Annotated in this window: 22 protein-coding genes, 1 tRNA gene, 1 pseudogene and 1 riboswitch; of the genes and pseudogenes, 14 read left to right on the top strand and 10 right to left on the bottom strand. The window is 63.1% G+C overall.

The window, feature by feature from the left end:
* The 3 genes from argA to proP all read left to right on the top strand — a co-directional run bounded on the left by argA (position 1) and on the right by proP (position 3860).
* Positions 1-1371 (top strand): amino-acid N-acetyltransferase, encoded by a 1371-nt coding sequence (gene argA / locus P9255_RS24170; RefSeq protein ID WP_309765182.1) that lies wholly within the window; start codon positions 1-3, stop codon positions 1369-1371.
* A 55-nt stretch (positions 1372-1426) separates the two neighbouring features.
* The gene (locus P9255_RS24165) at positions 1427-1699 is read left to right on the top strand and encodes an oxidative damage protection protein (protein ID WP_061134749.1); all 273 of its coding nucleotides are present in this window, start codon (positions 1427-1429) and stop codon (positions 1697-1699) included.
* 685 nt (positions 1700-2384) lie between these two features.
* The gene (gene proP / locus P9255_RS24160; RefSeq protein ID WP_309765183.1) at positions 2385-3860 is read left to right on the top strand and encodes a glycine betaine/L-proline transporter ProP; all 1476 of its coding nucleotides are present in this window, start codon (positions 2385-2387) and stop codon (positions 3858-3860) included.
* Between the two features lie 60 nt (positions 3861-3920).
* Here the strand turns inward: proP and P9255_RS24155 are convergent, their stop codons facing one another.
* Together P9255_RS24155 and P9255_RS24150 are read right to left on the bottom strand one after the other, a co-directional pair.
* Positions 3921-4379: a metallophosphoesterase family protein gene (locus P9255_RS24155; RefSeq protein WP_309790537.1), complete on the bottom strand. Its 459-nt coding sequence runs from the start codon at positions 4377-4379 to the stop codon at positions 3921-3923.
* A 7-nt stretch (positions 4380-4386) separates the two neighbouring features.
* The gene (locus P9255_RS24150; protein WP_309790536.1) at positions 4387-4971 is read right to left on the bottom strand and encodes a TMEM175 family protein; all 585 of its coding nucleotides are present in this window, start codon (positions 4969-4971) and stop codon (positions 4387-4389) included.
* Positions 4972-5153: 182 nt separating this feature from the next.
* Between P9255_RS24150 and P9255_RS24145 the strand changes: the two genes are divergently transcribed.
* Positions 5154-5238: transfer RNA gene (locus tag P9255_RS24145), tRNA-Leu, on the top strand.
* A gap of 31 nt (positions 5239-5269) precedes the next feature.
* Here the strand turns inward: P9255_RS24145 and P9255_RS24140 are convergent.
* On the bottom strand, positions 5270-5650 hold the full coding sequence (locus P9255_RS24140) for a hypothetical protein (RefSeq protein ID WP_309765186.1): 381 nt from the start codon (positions 5648-5650) through the stop codon (positions 5270-5272).
* Between the two features lie 53 nt (positions 5651-5703).
* Here P9255_RS24140 and P9255_RS24135 point away from each other — a divergent pair, with 53 nt between their 5' ends.
* Both P9255_RS24135 and P9255_RS24130 read left to right on the top strand, forming a co-directional pair.
* Positions 5704-6051, top strand: a complete 348-nt coding sequence (locus P9255_RS24135; protein WP_309765187.1) for a hypothetical protein — start codon at positions 5704-5706, stop codon at positions 6049-6051.
* A gap of 92 nt (positions 6052-6143) precedes the next feature.
* Positions 6144-7400, top strand: coding sequence for an MFS transporter (locus P9255_RS24130; RefSeq protein WP_309765188.1), 1257 nt, complete (start codon positions 6144-6146; stop codon positions 7398-7400).
* A gap of 40 nt (positions 7401-7440) precedes the next feature.
* On the opposite strand, the gene P9255_RS24125 is transcribed toward P9255_RS24130, so the two are convergent.
* From P9255_RS24125 to P9255_RS24105, 5 genes are all read right to left on the bottom strand, one after another.
* Positions 7441-7881 carry a response regulator gene (locus P9255_RS24125; protein WP_404980408.1) on the bottom strand — a complete coding sequence of 147 codons (441 nt, stop codon included), beginning with the start codon at positions 7879-7881 and terminating at the stop codon, positions 7441-7443.
* A 50-nt stretch (positions 7882-7931) separates the two neighbouring features.
* Entirely contained in the window at positions 7932-8564 is a 633-nt protein-coding gene (locus P9255_RS24120) for a response regulator transcription factor (protein ID WP_309765189.1), read from the bottom strand.
* Positions 8565-8665: 101 nt separating this feature from the next.
* Positions 8666-9241, bottom strand: a complete 576-nt coding sequence (locus P9255_RS24115) for a ferritin-like domain-containing protein (protein ID WP_309765190.1) — start codon at positions 9239-9241, stop codon at positions 8666-8668.
* A 159-nt stretch (positions 9242-9400) separates the two neighbouring features.
* The gene (locus tag P9255_RS24110) at positions 9401-9562 is read right to left on the bottom strand and encodes a DUF1328 family protein (RefSeq protein ID WP_309765191.1); all 162 of its coding nucleotides are present in this window, start codon (positions 9560-9562) and stop codon (positions 9401-9403) included.
* Between the two features lie 87 nt (positions 9563-9649).
* Positions 9650-9826 carry a DUF1328 domain-containing protein gene (locus tag P9255_RS24105; RefSeq protein ID WP_035960959.1) on the bottom strand — a complete coding sequence of 59 codons (177 nt, stop codon included), beginning with the start codon at positions 9824-9826 and terminating at the stop codon, positions 9650-9652.
* Positions 9827-9989: 163 nt separating this feature from the next.
* Here P9255_RS24105 and P9255_RS24100 point away from each other — a divergent pair, with 163 nt between their 5' ends.
* Entirely contained in the window at positions 9990-11441 is a 1452-nt protein-coding gene (locus P9255_RS24100) for a sensor histidine kinase (RefSeq protein WP_309765192.1), read from the top strand.
* 171 nt (positions 11442-11612) lie between these two features.
* Positions 11613-11747, top strand: coding sequence for an entericidin A/B family lipoprotein (locus P9255_RS24095; RefSeq protein WP_309765193.1), 135 nt, complete (start codon positions 11613-11615; stop codon positions 11745-11747).
* Positions 11748-11911: 164 nt separating this feature from the next.
* Here P9255_RS24095 and P9255_RS24090 read toward each other — a convergent pair whose 3' ends face one another.
* Positions 11912-12346: a hypothetical protein gene (locus P9255_RS24090; protein ID WP_309765194.1), complete on the bottom strand. Its 435-nt coding sequence runs from the start codon at positions 12344-12346 to the stop codon at positions 11912-11914.
* A gap of 409 nt (positions 12347-12755) precedes the next feature.
* On the bottom strand, positions 12756-13706 hold the full coding sequence (locus P9255_RS24085; protein ID WP_309765195.1) for an EamA family transporter: 951 nt from the start codon (positions 13704-13706) through the stop codon (positions 12756-12758).
* A 296-nt stretch (positions 13707-14002) separates the two neighbouring features.
* A riboswitch (TPP riboswitch) is annotated at positions 14003-14144 on the top strand.
* Positions 14145-14278: 134 nt separating this feature from the next.
* Between P9255_RS24085 and thiC the strand changes: the two genes are divergently transcribed.
* From thiC to P9255_RS24055, 6 genes and pseudogenes are all read left to right on the top strand, one after another.
* The gene (thiC, locus tag P9255_RS24080) at positions 14279-16210 is read left to right on the top strand and encodes a phosphomethylpyrimidine synthase ThiC (protein WP_309790535.1); all 1932 of its coding nucleotides are present in this window, start codon (positions 14279-14281) and stop codon (positions 16208-16210) included.
* Between the two features lie 1267 nt (positions 16211-17477).
* Positions 17478-17690 (top strand): glycine zipper 2TM domain-containing protein, encoded by a 213-nt coding sequence (locus P9255_RS24075; protein WP_309765197.1) that lies wholly within the window; start codon positions 17478-17480, stop codon positions 17688-17690.
* 186 nt (positions 17691-17876) lie between these two features.
* Positions 17877-18374 (top strand): hypothetical protein, encoded by a 498-nt coding sequence (locus P9255_RS24070; RefSeq protein WP_309765198.1) that lies wholly within the window; start codon positions 17877-17879, stop codon positions 18372-18374.
* A gap of 271 nt (positions 18375-18645) precedes the next feature.
* The gene (locus P9255_RS24065; protein WP_309765199.1) at positions 18646-18774 is read left to right on the top strand and encodes a hypothetical protein; all 129 of its coding nucleotides are present in this window, start codon (positions 18646-18648) and stop codon (positions 18772-18774) included.
* Positions 18775-18954: 180 nt separating this feature from the next.
* Complete coding sequence (locus tag P9255_RS24060; RefSeq protein WP_309790534.1) at positions 18955-20556, top strand: L-lactate permease; 1602 nt, start codon at positions 18955-18957, stop codon at positions 20554-20556.
* Positions 20557-20654: 98 nt separating this feature from the next.
* Positions 20655-21586: pseudogene (locus P9255_RS24055) on the top strand (DMT family transporter).
* Positions 21587-21721 lie beyond the last annotated feature (135 nt).

Here is a 21721-nt window from a genome sequence, read left to right as displayed (position 1 = left end):
ATGAATTCCCAAACCGACCTCACCCTCGCGTCGCAGCCGGCCGTAGCGGAAGCCGACGCGCCCAATCCGCTCGCCCAGTTCGTCGACTGGATGCGCTCCGTCGCGCCGTATATTCACGCGTTCCGCAACAAAACGTTCGTCGTCGCGTTCGGCGGAGAACTGGTGCAGGAAGGACGGCTCAACGCGCTGGTGCAGGACGTCGGCCTCCTGCATGCAATGGGCATCCATGTCGTGCTCGTTCACGGCTCGCGTCCGCAGCTCGACGAACAACTGAGCCTGCACGGCGTCGAATCGTCGTTCTCGCATGGGCTTCGCATAACGGATGCCCGCGCGCTGGAATCCGCGAAGGAAGCAGCCGGCGAAGTACGCCTCGACATCGAAGCCGCGATCAGCCAGGGCTTGCCGAATACGCCGATGGCGCACGCGCACATCAGCGTGGTGTCGGGCAACTTCGTGACGGCGCGGCCGGTCGGCATTCTGGACGGCGTCGATTTCCAGCACACGGGCGTCGTGCGCAAGATCGACGGCGAATCCATTCGTCAGTCGCTCGCGAGCAGCAAGATCGTGCTGCTCTCGTCGCTCGGCTTCTCGCCGACGGGCGAGGCGTTCAATCTGTCGATGGAAGACGTCGCGTCCGCCGCGGCAATCGCGTTGCGCGCCGACAAGATCATCTTCGTCACCGAGATTCCCGGCCTCGCCGATCAGCAAGGCGAGCTCGTGCGCGAAATGTCGCTCGACGACGCCTATCGCCTGCATGAATCGGGCGAACTGCAGGGCGACACCGCCTTCTACCTGAAGCATGCAATTCGCGCCTGCCGCGGCGGCGTGGCGCGGGCGCACATCATTCCGTACGCGCTCGATGGCAGCGTCCTGCTCGAACTCTTCCTGCACGACGGCGTCGGCACGATGATCTCCTACGAGAATCTCGAAAGCCTGCGCGAAGCCACGCCCGACGACGTCGGCGGCATTCTCACGCTGATCGAGCCGCTGGAAGCGGACGGCACGCTCGTGCGGCGCGGCCGACACCAGATCGAGCGCGATATCGACCATTTTTCGGTCATCGAGCACGACGGCGTGCTCTTCGGCTGCGCGGCGCTCTATCCGTACACGCAGGAGCGCATCGGCGAGATGGCGTGCCTGACCGTCGCGCCGGAAGCGCAAGGCTCGGGCGACGGCGAGCGCCTGTTGAAGCGCATCGAGCAGCGCGCCCGTGCGCGCGGCCTCACGCGCATCTTCGTGCTCACGACGCGCACGGAGCACTGGTTTCTCAAGCGCGGCTTCGTGAAGGTCACGGTGGACGATCTGCCCGAAGACCGCCGCCGCCTCTACAACTGGCAGCGTAAATCGCTCGTCCTCATGAAACAGCTCTGAGGACGCGTCACAAAGCGCGTCCCGCACCCCAAATACAGGAAGGAGAAAGAACACGATGGCCCGAATGGTTCAATGCGCCAAGCTCGGCAAGGAAGCCGAGGGACTGGATTTTCCGCCGCTGCCGGGCGAGCTCGGCAAGCGCATCTATGAAACGGTCTCGAAGGAAGCGTGGCAAGGCTGGCTCAAGCAGCAGACGATGCTCATCAACGAGAATCGCCTGAATATGGCCGACCCGCGCGCGCGCCAGTATCTGATCAAACAGACGGAGAAGTACTTCTTCGGCGAAGGCGCCGACACCGCTTCCGGCTACGTGCCGCCGCAAAGCTGAACCAACTCCCCGCTCGACCGAAAAAACCGACTCGCCGTGGTCGGTTTTTTGTTGTCCGCTGACTCTGAAATAGGCGCTCAAAACATGAGACGCGACTAGGCGCAATCCTAGGCTGGACAAGGGATGCGGCCATCCGCGAGCGCGCCGTGTCGCGGGTCGGTTTGCACATCGTCTGTCATCGTGTTATTATCTCGCTCGTTATCAACAGCAATTCACCATCATTCACGCGCAGCAGCCGGCCATATCGCATGATTCGGTACGAATCGGCCAATGCGTGGTAGTGACAGTTTTTATACAAAGAGGCTTGTCGGTTTTAGCGCTTCACGCGCACGCCGGCCTTTTTCGTTCCGAGCCTTGTAATTCGCCGACGTAGCGGTTCCACCCGCGGCAGCTTCCCGAGTTCGCCGTCCGCACGTCAAATTCGTTTGTTTCATCCCGAGTGCAATTTCGCGACTTTCGCCGCGAGGCATCGGCACCGTGTTTTCCATTCGAGCCTCAGCTTCGGTCCATCGCGTCCGGCGCTGCGGAAAGCCCCTGGCTTTCGTTCCGACGATCCGAATGCGCTGCGGCGCCGTCACGAAACTGCACTATCCGGCAATACGCGCTGCTTTCCGGCGCGCCCGACGCTTTTCGCGAGCCGTTTTCGCGCGCGCACCGGGCACTTGAACACGGAGCTTTTCAACGTATGACCGCCCTACACGACGGCCTTTGGCGCACTCACAAGACGTCCGACGCAACCAGCGACCTCACGCTCGACGACATCACCATCGTCGATCAATCCCTTCTCAAGCGCGCTGTCGGCGCAATGGCCATCGGCAATGCGATGGAATGGTTCGACTTCGGCGTGTATAGCTACATCGCCGTGACGCTCGGCAAGGTTTTCTTCCCGTCGAGCAGCCCGACCGCGCAGTTGCTCGCGACCTTCGGCACCTTCGCGGCCGCCTTTCTCGTGCGTCCGCTCGGCGGCATGGTGTTCGGCCCGCTCGGCGACCGCATCGGCCGCAAGCGCGTGCTCGCGATGACCATGATCATGATGGCCATCGGCACCTTCTGTATCGGCCTGATTCCGAGCTACGACAGCATCGGCGTGATGGCGCCCGTGCTGCTGCTCGTCGCGCGCCTCGTGCAAGGCTTCTCGACCGGCGGCGAGTACGGCGGCGCGGCGACGTTCATCGCCGAATTCTCGCCGGACAAGAAGCGCGGCTTCATGTCGAGCTTCCTCGAATGCGGCACGCTCGTCGGCTATGTGCTCGGCGCGGGCGTGGTGGCGGTGATGACCGCTGTCATGTCGCAGGAAACGCTGCTTGGCTGGGGCTGGCGCATTCCGTTCATGATCGCGGGTCCGCTCGGTCTGATCGGTCTTTATATCCGGATGAAGCTCGAAGAGACGCCGGCGTTCCAGCGCGAAGCGGACAAGATGGAAGCCGCCGCGCACCAGTCGACGAAGACGCAGTTCCGCGAAACGCTCGTGCAGCAATGGAAGCCGCTTCTGCAATGCGTCGGCCTCGTGCTGATCTTCAACGTGACGGACTACATGGCGCTGTCGTATCTGCCGAGCTATCTGTCGGCGACGCTCAAGTTCAACGAGACGCATGGCCTCTTCATCGTGCTGGTCGTGATGGTGCTGATGGTGCCGCTCACGCTGCTCGCGGGACGTCTCTCGGATACGATCGGCCGCAAGCCGGTGATGCTGGCGGGCTGCGTCGGCTTGCTGGTGCTGTCGATTCCGGCGCTTTCGCTGATCCGCGTCGGCTCGGTGGCTTCGGTGTTCGCGGGAATGATGATTCTTGGCGCGCTGCTGTCAACGTTTACGGGCGTGATGCCCTCGTCGCTGCCGGCGCTGTTCCCGACGAAGATTCGTTACGGCGCGCTCGCGATCGGCTTCAACGTGTCGGTGTCGCTGTTCGGCGGCACGACGCCGCTCGTGACGGCATGGCTCGTCGACAAGACCGGCATGCTGATGATGCCCGCGTACTATCTGATGGGCGCATCGGTGATCGGCATCGTGTCGGTGCTTGCGCTCCACGAGACGGCGAAGAAGCCGCTGAAGGGCTCGCCGCCCGCAGTGGCGTCGCATTCGGAAGCGCATGCGATCCTGCGCGGTCATCGCGAGGCAGCCGAGATGGACGACTCGATGTTCGATAACGCCGCTCGCGCATAAGCGATCGCGTTCATCCGAATGACGAAGGGCCGGCGTGTCACGCGCCGGCCCTTTTGCTATCTACGCGATGAGCGTGACGATGCGTGCGTCGATGGCTTCTGTGTCTGCGTCGATTTCCAGCAACGCGACAGTCACCGGCAACCTGAAGCGTCGCGGCCCCGCACTGCCGGGGTTGACGAACAGCACGCCGCCGCGGCGCGCAACGACCGGCTTGTGTGAATGCCCGGTCACGACGACATCGACTCCATGCAGTTCTTCGGGCACGTCGGCGATATCGTGGACGACGTGGATCGTCGCGCCGCCCAGTTCGATGCGCGCATGTTCGGGCAACGTCGCGACGGTCTCGCCGGTATCGTTATTGCCACGCACGACGGTGAGCGGCGCGAGAGCCGCGAGCGTATCGAGGACTTCGCGCCTGCAGATATCGCCCGCATGGATGATGTGCTCGCAGTCGCGCAATGCGTCGAGCGCTTCGGGACGCACGAGGTTGTGGGTGTCGGAGATGAGGCCGATGCGCATCGCGCGCTTACTGTTCTTCGGTGAGCAGCATGCGTTCGATGCGCCGATCCGGCACGAGCCAGACGGCCGCGACGAGCGCATAGATCGCGGCGGCGAGCCACGGCTGCCAGAACGATGCCGCGATGGCGGCGAGATACAGCAGCACGGAAACCTTGCCCTTGCGATCGGCGCCGAGCGCGCGTTCGAGCGGCGAATTCTCGCCGTGCATCGAAATGAGCGCGCGCGTCAGGATGTAGTACGCAACGGCCGTCATGAAGAGCACGAAGCCGTAGCAGGCAGTGGGGACGGCGGTGAGATGGTTCTCGCCCATCCAGTTCGTCGTGAACGGAAAGAGCGACAGCCAGAAAAGCAGATGCAGGTTGGCCCACAGCACGGTGCCGTTGACGCGCTTGATCGCGTGCAGCAGATGGTGATGGTTGCTCCAGTAGATGCCGACGTAAATGAAGCTGAGCACGTAGGCGGCGAACACCGGAAGGAGCGGCACGAGCGCGCCGAAGTCTTCGCCGTGCGGGACTTTGAGTTCCAGCACCATGATCGTGATGATGATGGCGATGACGCCATCGCTGAACGCTTCGAGCCGGGTCTTGCCCATTGCATGTCCTCTCGTGTTGGCTTCGATCGAGCGAAGGCGGAACAGTCGGCGATTATGCGGGAGGCGCGTGAGGTTGTCGAATGGCTTTCAATAAGCCCGCGCGGGCGATACAGCGGGCAATACAGCGGGCGTTCGCGGCGTTTTGGCACGGCCGGATGCGATGGTAGAATCGCGTCGGCTCTGCCGGGGTGATGAAATTGGTAAACATAGCGGACTTAAAATCCGCCGCCGCAAGGCTTGCCGGTTCGAGTCCGGTCCCCGGCACCAGCGCACGTCCCTGCACTCGTGACACGCGTGGCTACACGCCATGCCCCAACACCCGCGCCACATAATGCCGGCCCCACGCCTCGCCATGCGCCATCGCCTGCGCGACGGTTTCGAAGGGTCCGTGATCGCCCGTCATTTCCCCTGAATCGTCCGCGAGCGTCGAGCCGTGTACCGGTCGGCCATCGGCGCGCGTGATCCGCACCCGGATCACGTAACCTTCGACGCACGCCTCAGTCTCGCCATCACCCGGACGCGGCTTCGGGACCGCGCTCATGGCGAGCATGTAATCGCCCACTTCGATGTCCTTTTGCATGCCCGCCTCTGCATCGTCGAGAATCGCTTCCGCCGATTGTGCTACCGCGCCCGAGCGTCGAACAAGTGCGTGGCGCGTGTTATAAAGCTTCGCCGCCAATTCCTATCTCGCTCCGATGCCCGCCCCGCATCGGGCATCGACCGGTTCCATCGATGAACACTCGCTCCCGCCTGCTTCTGCTTCTCTCGGTTCCAATCGCGCTTCTGGCCGGCTGCACGTCCTACTATCGCAACATCGATGCGTGCAAGGACCGCATGCGCGCCGATTATCCGGACGCCGCAAGCGCGCCGCTGAAGCTCACCGGCTCGAGCGCGGCCATGCATGGCTCACGCGTCGTCGTGCACGGCACGATCGACACGCCGCCGAAGCCGCCCGCCACGAAAACCGCCGACACCCCCGCCGCCGCTGAATGCACGTTCAGCGACAACACGCTGACCACGTTCCAGTGGCTCGCCCCGGCGAAGCTCGCACCCAAGCCCCCGGCCGACGACGACCAGTAAGCACGCCCGCACGGTCAGCAAAGCGCTTCGGTCTCCAGTATGATCGGCGGCTTGCCGCACGCCGCCCTCCTGCCCGTCCGACGGAACGAACCATGTCCGCGTCATCGCATCAGCCGCAACACTCCTCTCACCACCCTACGCCCGAGCGCCATCCGCACTACTCGCGCGCGACGCTCTGGCTGCTCGCGACGATCGCGGGCGTATCGGTGGCCAACATCTACTTCAATCAGCCGCTGCTCGGCGATTTCCGGGCGTCGTTTCCGGGAAGCACCTACCTGATCGGCGCGGTGCCGGCCGCGACGCAACTCGGCTATGCGTTCGGCATGCTGATGCTCGCGCCGCTCGGTGACCGCTTCGACCGGCGCATGCTGATCCTCATGCAGCTCGCGGCGCTGGGCGTTGCGCTCATCGTGGCGAGCGCCGCGCCGACGCTCGCGGTGCTGGTCGCGGCGAGTCTCGCGATAGGCGTCGTATCGACGATTGCGCAGCAGGCGGTGCCCTTCTCCGCCGAGCTTGCGCCCGCCGCCGAGCGAGGCCACGCGGTCGGCACCGTGATGAGCGGGCTGCTTCTCGGCATCCTGCTCGCGCGCACGGTATCCGGTTTCGTCGCGGAGTATTTCGGCTGGCGCGCGGTGTTCGCGGCGTCGGTGGCGGCGACGATCGCGCTCGCGGCAGTCGTGATGATGCGGCTGCCCAAAAGCTGTCCGACCTCGACGCTCTCCTACGGCAAGCTGCTCGCGTCGATGTGGCATCTGACCGCCGAGAGCGCCGCGCTGCGCGAGGCCGCGCTGACGGGCGGCGCGCTTTTCGCCGGCTTCAGCGCGTTCTGGTCGCTGCTGACCTTGTTGCTCGCGGGAGAGCCGTTTCATATGGGACCGCAGGCGGCGGGACTGTTCGGCATCGTCGGTGCGGCGGGTGCATTAGCCGCGCCGCTTGCGGGCAAGTCGGCGGACAAGCGCGGGCCGCGGGCGGTCATCACGCTGTCGATCGTGCTCGTCGCGGTGTCGTTCGTCGTGTTCGCGCGGTCGGCGAGGAGCATCGCGGGGCTTGTCATCGGCGTGATCGTGCTCGATGTCGGCGTGCAGGCCGCGCAGATTTCCAACCAGTCGCGCATCTACGCGCTGAAGCCCGAGGCGCGCAGCCGCGTCAACACGGTTTATATGGTGGCGTACTTCATCGGCGGCGCGGCGGGATCGGCGCTGGCGTCGCTCGCCTGGCAGGCGATGGGATGGACCGGCGTGTGCGTCGTCGGGCTTGCGGCGACCGGGCTGGCGGGGTTCAGCCACTGGCGCGGGCGCGAGGGACGGCTGGATGCGCGCAGTGGAGCGGGACGGGTCAGCGAAGAATGATGCCTCGCGGTTCGGAAACGAGCCGCGCGTTAAAGGGCGCTCAAACCCTCTCCCTTCCCCATTCCTCCAGCGCATCGAGCACGCGATCGAACTCGAGCGATTTATCGAAGAAATGCCGCACGTCGTACTGCAGGCACCTTTCGCGATAAGCCGGCAGCGCATGATTCGTCAGCACGACCACGAACGCATCGTTCGCGAGTCGCGATGCGTTCGCTTCCTTGAGCCACGCAAGCACGTCGATGCCCGAGCCGCGCTTCAGTTGCAGATCGACGATCACCACATCGAAGGCCTGCGACGACAGCAACGCGATGGCCTCCTGCGGCGCATCGGCGAAAGCGGTCACGCGCCACGGGCCGAGCGCTTCGATCGCCTCCGTGAGACTGCGGCGGATCAGCGGCGAATCCTCGATCAGCAGCACCGCGAGCGGCCCGCCGCGCGGTCTGTGCTGCTCTGCCGAATCGTCGATGATGATGTGGCCCACGGCGGGCATCCTCCGCTTTACTGCATCCTCGTCGCAAACGAAACGCTGCGTTATTCGATCAATCCGTTCTTGATCGCGTAATACGTGAGATCGGCGTTGTTGGACAGCCGCATCTTCTCCAGCACGCGCGCCCGATACGTGCTCACCGTCTTCACCGACAGATGCAGCTCCTGCGCGATCTCCGTCGGAATGCGGCCGCCCGCGAGCTTGCAAAAGATCTGGAACTCGCGCTCCGACAGCGTCTCGTGCGGCCGGTCCGCCGCGGGCTTGTCGAGCTTGTCGGCGAGCGCATCGGCGATGAACTCCGACAAGTAACGATGCCCGCGCGCCACCGTGCGAATCGCCCGGACGATCTCGTCGGGCGCGGCGTCCTTGTTCAGATAGCCGTTCGCGCCCGCCTTCAGCAGGTTGATCGCGTACTGGCTCTCGGGAAAGCCCGACAGCATCAGCACGCCCTGCTGCGGCCGGATCTGCTTGATGACGCGCAACGTATCGACGCCGTTCTTGTCGGGCATCGCGATGTCGAGCAGCACCACATCGAAGGCCTGCTCGCGCACGAGCGCGATCGTTTCGTCGCCGGTCGATGCCTCGGCCGCCACTTCCATGTCGGGTTCGTCGGCGACGAACTGCCTGAACCCGCTGCGCACGATCGCATGATCGTCGGCTATCAAGACTCGAATCATTCAGGCCGTCCGCGCTGCTGTAATGAGTGAACGGTCATTTTACGCATGCATCGCAGAAGCGCGATGCGCGGTCTCGCTCGTGCCCGCATCGCGCCGACGCATCAGCCGTTACGGCCTTCGAGCAGATCGGCCATGTCGTCGGCGTGCTCCTCTTCGACCGCCAGAATCTCTTCGAAGATGCGGCGCGTGGTGACATCCTTGTCGCCGAGATAACGGATGATCTCGCGATAGGTATCGATCGCAATCCGCTCCGCAATGAGGTTCTCGCGGATCATGTCGATGAGGTCCGCGCCTTCCTTGTACTCCGAGTGCGCGCGCGACTTGAGGCTGTCCGGCGCGAAGTTCGGCTCGCCGCCCAACTGGACGATGCGTTCCGCGAGCATGTCGGCGTGTTCCTGCTCCTCGGTCGCGTGCTCGGCGAATTCCTGTGCGACGGCTTCCGAGTGAATGCCCTTCGCCATGAAATAGTGGCGCTTGTAGCGCAGCGTGCAGACCCATTCGGTCGCGAGCGCGTCGTTGAGCAGCTTCAGCACGGTCTCGCGATCGGCGCTATACGTCGACGTGACCGGGCCCTCGTCCATGTGCTGGCGCGCGTCGTTCCGGATCTTTTCGACATCGAGGACGAAGGCGTCCGAGGATTGGCCCGGCGCGGCGGTTACAGCAGACGAATTGGACATTTGATTGGCTCCTGTGGGATGGTAGTGGACGGTAGCGGTTACACAGGCCGCGCCTGCGGCTCATAGCGCGCCGCTATCCGATGAACGTCTTCGATGCACGCACCGTGCCCGCTCACAGAACTGTCGGAATGAAACCGCTCCATCGGAGCGGCGCGGCCGTCATGTCTTGAATACGCCGAGCAACAGCGTAACGACGAATACGACCAAAAAAATATAGAACAGGATCTTCGCGATTTCCGCCGCGCCCGCCGCGATGCCTGTAAATCCGAACACCGCGGCAATGATCGCGATCACGAAGAAAACGGCGGCGTAGTGCAGCATGAAACCTCCTCTTCGAGCGTGCCTGTCATCGCATGAGGCGGCGCTATGGCGTGACGCCACGGGCCGCCGTGAGCGAATCCAGGCCTGCTAATCGATCGCTTTCTTGGTGATGACGAAGCCCAGCACCAGAAACACGACGCACAGGATCAGGAACAGCACGAACAGAAATTTGGCGATGGTCGCCGCGCCCGCCGCGACGCCCGTGAAGCCGAGAAGACCGGCGATCACGGCGACGATCGCAAAGAACAGTGCCCACTTCAGCATGATCTTTCCCCGTAGGAATGGATGGTGAGCCCATCCTAACGATGCGCTGCGGCGCGCGCATTCGGGCTGGCTCCTTTTTTGCTGTGAGAATCCACCGACATCAGCTTTCAATTGGCTCGCGCGGACGGACCATCCGCCGCCCCGCGATGCCTGAAACCACTCTATGAGCCACGCTCCCCGCGCCGTGCTGCCGCGCATCTCCCACGACGAAGCGCCGACACCGCCGCTTCCCGGCCTTGCCCGCATCAACGACTGGATGCGCCGCTACAGCTGGCTTGTCGCGATGACGGTGGCGATCGTCATCACAGTCGGCGGCCTCGTGATACTGGAGTCGGGGCGCATGCGAATCGCGGCCGAATATGAGACGGCGCTGGATGCCAAGAGCGCAACCGCCGACCTCTCCGCGCTCGCCGCCGATATCGCGACGCTGTCCGCGCAAGGACGCGCGTTCGCACTGCAACCGGAACCGGCCTACAAGGCGCAATTCGAGCAAACGACGGCGCACGTGCGCCGCGCCCTCGCGACGCTCGATGCCTACTATCGACGCATCGGCGACGACACCGCGCTTGCCAGCTTCGCGCAGATCAGCGCTGCGGCGAACGAGGAGATCGAGCGAGGCGCCGCGCGGCTCGCGGCGCCCTCGCAGCCGGAAGCCCTGCCCGCATCCGACGACGCCACGCTCGGCGCGGCTCTCTCCCTGCTGCGTCTCAACGAGGAACAACGCGCCCAGCACGCACTCGATGCGAGCCGCGCCGATCAGCGCATCTCCACGCTTTGCGTCGGCGCGTTATGCGCGCTGAACATCGTGTTGTTCCTGCTGCTCTTTCGCAATCTCGGCATTCAGCTGGACAAGCAGGATCGCGTGCAGCGCGAGCTCATCACGCAGCAGGAAGAGCTGGATCAACTCGTCTTCGAGCGCACGCGGCAACTCGAAGCGCTCGCATGGCACCTGCAGTCCGTGAGCGAGAACGAGAAGACGGAACTGGCCCGCGAACTGCATGACGAGCTGGGTTCCATTCTCACCGCGAGCAAGATGGACGTCGCGTGGGTGCGCGGCAAGCTCCGCGAAACGGAACCGGCGATGGCCGAGAAACTCACGCGCGCCATCGGCAATCTCGATCAGGGCATCGCGCTCAAGCGGCGCATCATCGAAGACATGCGGCCGACCGTGCTCGCGAACTTCGGCCTTGTGACGGCGCTGCGTGCGCTCGTCGATGAAGCCGCGCAGCGCAACAACTGGACGGTGTCGTTCGACTTGCCCGATGAAGACCCGAAGCTCGGCGAAGCCATCGAGATTGCGCTCTTCCGGGTCGCGCAGGAAACGCTGACGAACGCGGCGAAGTATGCGCGCGCGAGCAACATCAGCGTGGCGCTGACGATGGATCAGGCGACCGTGTCGCTGCATATCGCCGATGACGGCGTCGGCATCCGGCCGCAGGATTTGAAGCGGACGCACACGCACGGACTCGTCGGCATGCGGCAACGCGTGTCGGCACGCGGCGGGCGCTTCGAGATCGAGCGGGCGAAGCCGCATGGCACGAGCATTCACGTGTCGATGCCGCGCGAACGCGTCCATGACGACGCCGCGTTACCGCCGGCGCGTTCCGCCGCGTAGGACGATGCCGACGAGAAGTACGGACGCCGCTGACGAGAAAAACGCATGTGTGCCTACAGCGGAGGCCGACCTGCATTTTTTATGATTGTTACCACCGGTGAGGCCCACGCAACGATCAGCGGCCAATCCAGACACGATCAACCACGCCATTTCACATCAAGGGGAATGAATATGACTCGAATCATCGCCATGCTGCTGATCGCCGGCACGGCCGCGCTCGCGGGCTGCAACACCATCTCGGGCGCGGGCCAGGATATTTCGAAGGGCGGCCAAGCTATCCACAACTCGGCCGAAGAGCATAAGTAAGCCGGTCGCGGTTACGAGCTTGTTCGGCCAGTAGCTTCTAAGTTCCCGCCGCCTTGCGCGGCGGGCATTGATTTTTTGCGCCGTTGGGCTCCAAACCAAGGCTGTCTAATTCGCTTCGACGACACGCCTTGAGGCGACCGAGCGAAGCCTGTGACACTGGTTGGTCACGGCACGACAACGGAGGTCAGGAACGACCGGCACGCTTCATAAAACTGCATGCCCAGCTTGTATTCCTTCGAGCTATCGGCTCCCCGAAGCATCGAGCCTATTTCAGTCAGATCGATTTGGTGATCGCCGGCAAAAAGCAAACGCCGTATCGCGTTGGCGAGCAGCAATTCTTTTTCATTACCGACAGAAGAAGCGAGCTTCTCATAAGGGATGGTCGAAGCGTTTAGAAATGGCGGAGTGGCTAAGAATGGAATGGTCACGTTTGCGACCAGTCTCCCACTCGCTATCCAATCCCGATAAAGAATGTCCACTGCCGTTCTGACGTCGCAGCTCTCCGCGAAGAGCTGACGCAACACTTGCTTCCCCTTCGGAGTCACAATGTAGCTGGCGGCGCAATATGCGTACACGCCGCGGGCATCGATGATACTCACGCTCCGAAATTGATGCCTGAGGTCAGCTGAAATATCGGTCCGCACCCGATCTCTCATCTGAGTTTCGCTTAACGAAAGTAGAAACGGGGCCTGCGGGCTGAACGAGACACAGTCCAGGAACAGAACGTCGCAGTTCGGGTGGTTCTGAACGAATGCGTCCAGGGTTAACTGATTGACAAGTTCCGGAAAGTGACGACTAAGCTCGACTTCATCCTCCAGTACGAGTAAGGCTGAAGCATCGCCGGACGTCGAAATGGCTTCGAAATGAGATTGCCTACACGCCCATACACTGTTCTCGGCGATGTTGGTGAACGGTCCTCTGGCACTAAAACCAGAGATTACCCATCGCTTAATTTTTGAAAGAATCGCTGAATTTTTCCGCGATCTTAAGCAGGGGCTTTCCTTATCTTCAACCCGCGTCCGGCGGGAGTCGTCCCCTTCCGGAGTCAAACCAGAACGACAAGCTCACGCTGATCAGAATGACGACGGTGGCAACGACCGTCCATTGCGTGATCACCTCGCCGAGCAGCACCGCCCCCAGCAGCACCGCGACGATCGGGTTCACATAGAGGCAACTCGTCGCGATGATCGTGCTCGTATGGCGGATCAGGAAGTTGTAAGCGACGTACGCGGCCATCGATCCGATCACGACGAGATACAGAAACGACACGCCCGCGCCGGGTCCCACATGCGTGACACGCTCGCCCGCCAGGAACGCGATGCCCGTCGCGATCAGACCGCCGAGGCCGATCTGCAGCGCAGTCGACATCAGCAGATCGGACGGCTGCCGCAGCCGCCCAGCGAGATGTGCGCCGCCCGCCCAGAAGATTGCGGCGCAGAGGATCGCGAGCGTGCCGTGCGTCGAACCGGGCGAAGGGTCGCCATGATTCAGCACGACGATGCCGACGAGCCCCAGCGCCACTGCGAACCACTCCCCTTTCGCCACGCCCCGGCCGGCGAGCGCGGTGAAGATCGTCGCAAAGAGCGGCACGGTCGCCACCATCACCGCCGCCGTGCCGGTGCCGACCGTGCGCATGCCGTAAGCCATCATCCCGCTCGACAGACCCTCGAGCAAGGTGCCGACGATCGCCGCGTTGCGCACTTCCTGCGCGTTCGGCAGCACCGCCTTGCGATGCATGCCGATGGCGAACAGCCCGATGCCCGCGAACAGATTGCGCAGCCCGCCGAGCATCAGCGGCGGAAACGATTCGAGCGCCAGATGTATCCCGAGATAGGTCGATCCCCAGACGAGATACACGACAGCGAGCGCGAGCACGACTTGTCCCCTGAAGGAGCGAGGCGCGCGAAACGGAAAGCGATCGGGAAACGAGAACGGCAGACGCGGCGTGGAAGTGGACATGCTCACTCCGCGAAAGCCGCGTTGCGCGTGGCGCATGCGGAAACGGCCGAAGAACGCGAAGTGCGACGCCCGCACGACGGTGCAGGACGATGAAGACACAGCGGCATGACGAAGCGAACGAAGTGCGGTCGAGAGGCGAACGAGGACAGGCAAACGGCGAGCGGCGGCGGTCGCGAAACCGCGCTTCGGGTAACTACCTAAAACGCGGCGCCCGCCATTATGCAGGAACGGCACCGCGCGAAGCGGGCTATTTCGGGATGGTTGTCAACGCACCACGGTGCGGTGTATCGTGGCGGCTGCTAACGCGGGGGTCCTGCGCTGCACATCGCGATTTCGAATTGGCGTCACCGGTCGAATCGCCCGTGCCACGTGGGTGAGAAATACCCTTTGAACCTGATCTGGATAATGCCAGCGCAGGGAAGCGTTCGGGCACTGCGGCTTTGACAAGACCTTCCGCCGCATCTTCAGCGCCCGCACCTTTCCATCTCGTTCCTCCCTGTTTAGCTCCTGAGTCAGCCGGGCTTCCTCATGCTCGCGCTGAAATTTTCGTCCCTGCAGGAGACATACAGCACATGAATGCCAATCCGAAGTTTCTGTCCGAAAACGCCGTCGTCGATGCGGCCGCCATCGCGCCGCTGCCCAACTCGCGCAAGGTCTACGTGAGCGGCTCGACGCCGGACATCCGCGTGCCGATGCGCGAAATCACGCAGTCGGACACGCCCGACGGCTTCGGCGGCGAGAAGAATCCGCCGGTGTACGTGTACGACACGTCGGGTCCGTACACCGATCCCGACGCGCGCATCGACATCCGCTCGGGCCTGCCCGCGCTGCGCGCCGGCTGGATCGACAAGCGCGGCGACACGGAGGAGCTCGCAGGCTTGTCGAGCGAATTCGGCCGCGAGCGCGCCGCCGATCCGAAGACCGCCGAGCTGCGCTTTCCCGGCCTGCATCGCAAGCCGCGCCGCGCACGCGACGGCAATAACGTCACGCAGATGCACTACGCACGCGCCGGCATCGTCACGCCGGAGATGGAGTTCATCGCGATCCGCGAGAACCAGCGCCGCGCCGAGTATCTCGAGAGCCTGAAGGCGAGCGGCCCGAACGGCGAGAAGCTCGCGCAGATGATGGGCCGCCAGCATCCCGGCCAGGCGTTCGGCGCGGCGGCGTTCGGCAAGGACGCGCTGAAGGCGATCACGCCCGAGTTCGTGCGCGAGGAAGTCGCGCGCGGCCGCGCGATCATCCCGGCGAACATCAATCACCCGGAGAGCGAGCCGATGATCATCGGCCGCAACTTCCTCGTGAAGATCAACGCGAACATCGGCAATTCGGCGGTGACGTCATCGATCGGCGAGGAAGTCAACAAGATGACGTGGGCCATCCGCTGGGGCGGCGACACGGTGATGGACCTGTCGACCGGCAAGCATATCCACGAGACGCGCGAGTGGATCATCCGCAATTCGCCGGTGCCGATCGGCACCGTGCCGATCTACCAGGCGCTGGAGAAGGTCAACGGCAAAGCCGAAGACCTCACGTGGGACATCTTCCGCGACACGCTGATCGAGCAGGCCGAGCAAGGCGTCGATTACTTCACGATCCACGCCGGCGTGCGGCTGCAGTACGTGCCGCTGACGGCGAACCGCATGACGGGCATCGTGTCGCGCGGCGGATCGATCATGGCGAAGTGGTGCCTCGCGCATCACAAGGAGAGCTTCATCTACGAGCACTTCGAAGACATCTGCGAAATCATGAAGCAATACGATGTCTCGTTCTCGCTCGGCGATGGCCTGCGTCCCGGCTCGATCTACGACGCCAACGACGAAGCCCAGCTCGGCGAACTGAAGACGCTCGGCGAGCTGACGCAGATCGCGTGGAAGCATGACGTGCAGGTGATGATCGAAGGTCCGGGCCATGTGCCGATGCAGCTCATCAAGGAGAACATGGACCTGCAGCTGCAATGGTGCGACGAGGCGCCCTTCTATACGCTCGGACCCTTGACGACGGACATCGCACCGGGCTACGACCACATCACGTCGGGCATCGGCGCTGCGATGATCGGCTGGTTCGGCACCGCGATGCTCTGCTATGTCACGCCGAAGGAGCACCTCGGCCTGCCGAACAAGGACGACGTGAAGGAAGGCATCATCACCTACAAGCTCGCGGCGCACGCGGCCGATCTGGCCAAGGGTCATCCGGGCGCCCAGGTGCGGGACAACGCGCTATCGAAGGCGCGCTTCGAATTCCGCTGGGAAGACCAGTTCAATCTGGGCCTCGATCCGGACAAGGCGCGCGAATTCCACGATGAAACGCTGCCCAAGGATTCGGCCAAGGTCGCGCATTTCTGCTCGATGTGCGGGCCGCATTTCTGCTCGATGAAGATCACGCAGGACGTGCGCGACTTCGCGGCGAAGCAAGGCGTCAGCGAAACCGATGCGCTTACGCACGGCATGCAGACGAAGGCGATCGAGTTCGTGAAGAAGGGCGCGGAGATTTATCAGCCGACTTGAGGCACTCATCTGGCGGCCCGTCGCATGTCCATTGCGGCGGGCCGTTTTGTCCCCTTTCATGCACCGCGCCACTATTGCCACTAATAGTTGCACGGATGCGACTGGGGCGTATCGATAGCGGTCAGCGAGCGCATTCGTTCCACGCACAAGAGCCAACGCACGGAAGGTCCCGGACAGCCCGCCCTCTCCTATGTCTCAAGAATCAAAAGCAGCCTTAAAGGCTTACATGACTAAGCGATTTCCGCTGCGCCAACGATTCCTTTCATGGCATACCACTTGTTATAACCCGTTCAGGCGAGGCTCCTGCTCGGTTGCGGACAACTATTGCACCGTAACAAGCATCATTATTTACCATAGGACCGCAAAAGAACGCTCGATTTTATTTCCGTTACTTGCGACAAGTCAGGCGCATGATAATAGTTCCGCGGCACGACAGCTTCTCTGTCTTCCGGAGTCCATCTAACATGCTAGCCCTGTCGATATCCTTCCAATTCCTTACCTCCGTTCGTAGATGGAAGCTACTAATACTGAAGAATAGAGGAATTGGCTACCATCTTGTCCAAGCGGCTCAATCGACCCTCCGAATTCAAGACCAGACTGCTTGTCTTGGTAGAAACGCCCCGGCTCACCATCTCCAGAGACGCAGGGTAAAAGGTTCCGCTCTTCGGCCAAATCATCCTTAGGTGCGCGGAAATACACTTTGACCATGTAATAATCCAGGCCCTCGATTCTGTAAATAGCGAGGGGATACTCGGACGCCTTGCATCCAGGCAGGAGCAACAGCAAGATGGTGAAGAAAAGACATCTAAGTCGCCTCATGCATCCTCTCTCTGATCAAACGTCCCATAATGGCCCATGCACTGTCGCCTTCTTTGAGACGCGTTTTAAGCGCTCTAAGGGTATCCGCGTGATTCACTGCAACGGTTTCGTTGATATCTGGAAAGCGTTGAACCGCAGTCCCATACGTTGGATCGGGGCCTCTGTCAGAGCTTGGTGTACGCATCACGTCCCATTGTCCGCTAGTTGCTTCCACGGCGACAGCGTCGAGTTTAATAACTGCAGTTCTTGAGGCTCCCCATTACCTCGCCTTTGAGCAGTAACTCTGCAAAATTAAGTGCTCATAGTCAGTTATCTCCGTCAACTTACTCAACCATGCGGACCTCCAGGCACCTTTCCTGCTCATCACCCTATGAACCGGCGAGCCTATGCGGCGCCGTTCCGTGCGAGCCGCAGCCGTTTCATCTCATCATCGTATTGGAGAGTCAACATGAAAAACATCAAACAAATCGGCGCCGCTGCAATGGTCGTAGCACTTCTGGCCGGCGTGACCGGCTGCGACAGCATGACCACCCGTCAGCGCGATACCGCGATCGGCGCGGGCGTCGGCGCAGCGGGCGGGGCGGTGATCGGCGGCAGCGCGCTTTCGACGCTCGGCGGCGCGGCGGTCGGCGGGATCATCGGCAATCAGGTCGGCAAGTAACGAGCCTTATACGAGCGGCGCGACGGGTCCTGACCGCGCCGCTGTTTCAGACCTGTTACAAGACGCGGTTCCAGCGATACTTTTTCACGTGCGCTCAGGCGCGTATCGCAAAACGATCGAGTAAGCTCCTCTGAAAGGACCCGCCTGAGTCAAGAGTCCGGCAAGCCGCACGCAAGGAGCAGCACCATGAGTCCCGCCCGCATCATCAACAGACACAAGGCCACCGTCGCCGCGATCGCTGCCGGAGCGTTCGTCAGCGGATGCTATTACCCGCCCTATCCGGATTATCCCGGCGCCTATTACTCGACCGTGCCCACGGCGTATGCGCAACGCGAATTCGCGTTGCCCGCACAGGGCGCGTCCGGCGCATCGGCGGCGACGGTGCCCGGAGCGACATACTCGACCGCGCAGGTGCCGATGACGGAGTACTACGCGGTGCCCGCTTACCCGTCGTATCCGTATTACGCGCCTTATCCTGCTTATGCGGCGTACCCCGCCTATTACGGCTATCGTTATCCGGCGATATCCATCGGGTTCGGATACTGGGGCGGCGGATGCTGCTGGGGCGGCGGGCACGGGTGGCACGGCGGCGGGCATGGCGGCGGTGGCTGGCATGGCGGCGACAGCGGGTGGCACGGCGGCCGCGGCGGCTACGGCGGCGGTCACGGCGGCGGCCGACACTGAATCGCAGCGGCCCCCGCTTTTCGCGAACGTTACAGAAACGGCCGCTTTCGCGCCGCTTATGGCTTGCGGCGTAACAGACCTGCAACATTTTCCGATAATTTCGCTCGCGCGCGCCTTCCTGGCGTTTCAATGCGAGCGCTCTCGTCCTTTTCCGACAAGCCTTCCGCCCGATTCGCCAGACAATTGGCACGGTTCTGGCTATTCAGGTCCCTCATTCGCGCAACGCGACGGTAAGACGCCGTCGCGAAACCATCGCTCTCGGGGACCTGACATGATGGCTTTTGTGTTCTTTCTGCTGTGGATGCTCGCTTCTCTCGCGCTCCTCACCGTATGGGTGTTCCGCCAGGCGCCTCTTGCGAGCCACGACGATACGGCTCCCGCCGCGGCCGTCGAAGGCTGAAGGCGTCTCTCGCTGAACGACAAAACGCGTAACGGCCGATAAGAACATTTCCCGCTTGACGGAGGCCATCGGTCACCTATTCTTAGGCTGCGCGTTACGCGGTCGCTTAAAGCCGCCGAAGCATCGAAGAAATCCCACGCGCCTCGCGGCTCGCCGCCGCCTGCCGACAAGGAGACCTCGATGTTCCATCAACTGCTTACGCCCGTCGCCAATTCGCTCGCGTTGTCGTTCATCGTCGCGGCGCTGCCGATCGCCGTCGTGCTCGTGCTGCTCGGCTGGGCGCGCCGCCCCGCCTGGCAGGCGTCGATGGCCGGGCTGATCGTCGCGCTCGTCATCGCGGTGGCCGCGTGGCACTTTCCGGTCAGGCTCGCGCTCAACTCGATCGCCGCCGGCGCGGTCTTCGCCCTATGGCCGGTGATGTGGATCGTGTTCGCCGCGATCCTGCTCTACAACGTCGCGCAACGCTCCGGGCGCTTCGAAGCCTTCCGCCTCTGGATGGTCGAAAACCTGCCGAACGACAGGCGCATCGTGCTGGTCGTCATCGGATTCTCGTTCGGCGCGCTGCTCGAAGGCATCTCGGGCTTCGGCACGCCGATCGCCATCACCAGTTCGCTCTTGATCCTGCTCGGCTTCCCCACGCTCGAAGCGCTCACCTTCACGCTGATCTTCAATACCGCGCCGGTGGCCTTCGGCGCCCTCGGCGTGCCGATCACCGTGCTCGGCGCGGTCACGCACCTTCCCACGGACGCCCTCGCCAAGATGGTCGGCCGCCAGTTGCCGTTCTTCGCGTTCTTCCTGCCGTTCTACGTGATCGGCATCTACGCCGGCTTTCGCAACATGCTGCGCGTGTGGCCCGTGCTGCTCGTATCGGGCGCGAGCTTCGCGCTCACGCAATACGTCACGTCGAACTACATCAGCTATGCGCTGACCGACGTGCTCTCCTCGCTCGTCTCGCTGATTCTGACGATCGCGTTCCTGCGCGTCTGGAAGCCCGCCGCCGATGAGCGTTTCGCCGTGAATGTCGGTCGTCTCGGCGAGACGCGCGCGGCGATTTCCGGCGGACAAGGCTGGTTGCCGTGGATCGTCGTGTCGCTGGTGGTGATCGTGTGGACGGTCGCCAAGATCTTCCTCATCGGCGATGTGAAGGTCGCCTGGCCCGGTCTAGACAAGGCCGTCTACATCACGCTGTACAACCAGCCATACGGCGCGATCTGGGACTTCCAGCCGCTCGCGACGGGCACTGCGATCCTGGTCGCGTCGATCATCACGGCGGCGCTCGTGCGGTTGCCCGCACGCGAATACGGCGCGGCGATCGTCAACACATGGGTGCAGACGCGCATCGCGATTCTCACGGTGGCGACGATCGTCGGCCTCGCCTATCTGATGAACTACTCGGGCATGAACTACACGCTCGGCCTAGGCGTCGCGTCGGTCGGACCGTTCTTTCCGCTCGTGTCCGCGTTTCTCGGCTGGGTGGCGGTCTTCCTCTCCGGCAGCGATACGTCGGGCAACGCGCTCTTCGGCAACCTCCAGGTGGTGGCGGCGCATCAGCTCAATCTCAATCCCGTGCTGATGGCCGCGACGAATTCCTCCGGCGGCGTGATGGGCAAGATGATCTCGCCACAAAATATCTCGACCGGCGTCGCGACGACCGACCTCAAGGGCAAGGAAGGGCTCGTGTTCGCGCGCACCTTCAAGCATTCGATTCTGCTGACGGTAATCCTCGGCGTGCTCGTCTGGCTGCAGCAAAACGTGCTGACGTGGATGATCCCGCCGCACTGATCCCGCATCTTGCGGCCTCATCGAAGGCGCGTTCTTCGGCGCGCGGCGCGGTGCTAACATGCGCGGACTTTTAATACGTAGTCTCGAAGTCCATCGTCATGTCCATCGCCAACTTGTTGCAATTGATCGTGCTCGCCGCGTTGTGGGGCGCATCCTTTCTGTTCATCCGCGTGGGCGTCGCCGAGTTCGGCGTCGCGCCGCTCATGGCCGTGCGCGTCGGGGCATCGGTGCGCTGTTTCTCATCGCGATGCTGCTTGCGCGCCGCAACGTGACCGCCACCCTCGGCGCGATGCGCCGGCGCGCGCTGCCGCTTTTCGTGGTCGGCATTCTCAATTCGGCCGCGCCGTTCTGCCTGTTCGCGTTCGCGGAATTGACGCTGTCGGCAGGCGCGACGTCCGTCATCAACGCGACGACGCCGCTCTGGGGCGCGCTCGTCGCCTACGTGTGGCTGAAGGACCGGCTGACCACCATGCGCAGCATCGGCATGGCCATCGGCTTCGCGGGCGTGCTGCTGCTCGTGTGGAACCAGATCGCGACGGACGGCACGGCCTCCGCCGGACTGCCCGTGCGCGGCATGCTGGCGGCCGCTGCGGCGCTCGCCGCATCGGCGCTGTATGGCGTGGCGGGCAATTTCGCGAAGAAGTATCTGATGGACGTCGACGCGACCACCAACGCCGCTGGCAGCATGATCGGTGCGACCGTCACGCTCGCGCCGATCGCCCTGCTGACATGGCCCGCGACGCCGGTCTCCGCGCACGCGTGGTCGGCGGTGATTGCGCTGGGCGTGTGCTGCACGGGCATCGCCTATTTTCTGTACTTCCGGCTCGTGGCCGCAGCGGGGCCTGCTCGCGCCATGACGGTCACGTTCGTCATTCCGCTGTTCGGCATTCTCTGGGGCGCGCTGTTCCTGAACGAGCACGTATCGCTCGTGATGCTGGAAGGGTGCGCTGTCGTGCTGGTCGGCACGGCGCTCGCGACGGGAATCGTCAAGCACGTGCCGTTTTTCGGGCGGCGCGGCATCGCTCGGTGATTGCGTCCTCCCATGACGGAACCGTGAAGCCGACGCGCTTTCCCACGCGGCAGCAATAGCGCGGTGAGTGAACAGCGACGCGCCGCTCGCCGCCTGATCGCCGCCTGATCGCCGCGTGATCGCCGCCTGATCGCC

It is taken from the genome of Caballeronia sp. LZ019 (assembly GCF_031450825.1).
In the GTDB taxonomy this organism is placed as follows: domain Bacteria; phylum Pseudomonadota; class Gammaproteobacteria; order Burkholderiales; family Burkholderiaceae; genus Caballeronia.
This window is presented reverse-complemented; position numbering and strand designations above follow the sequence as displayed.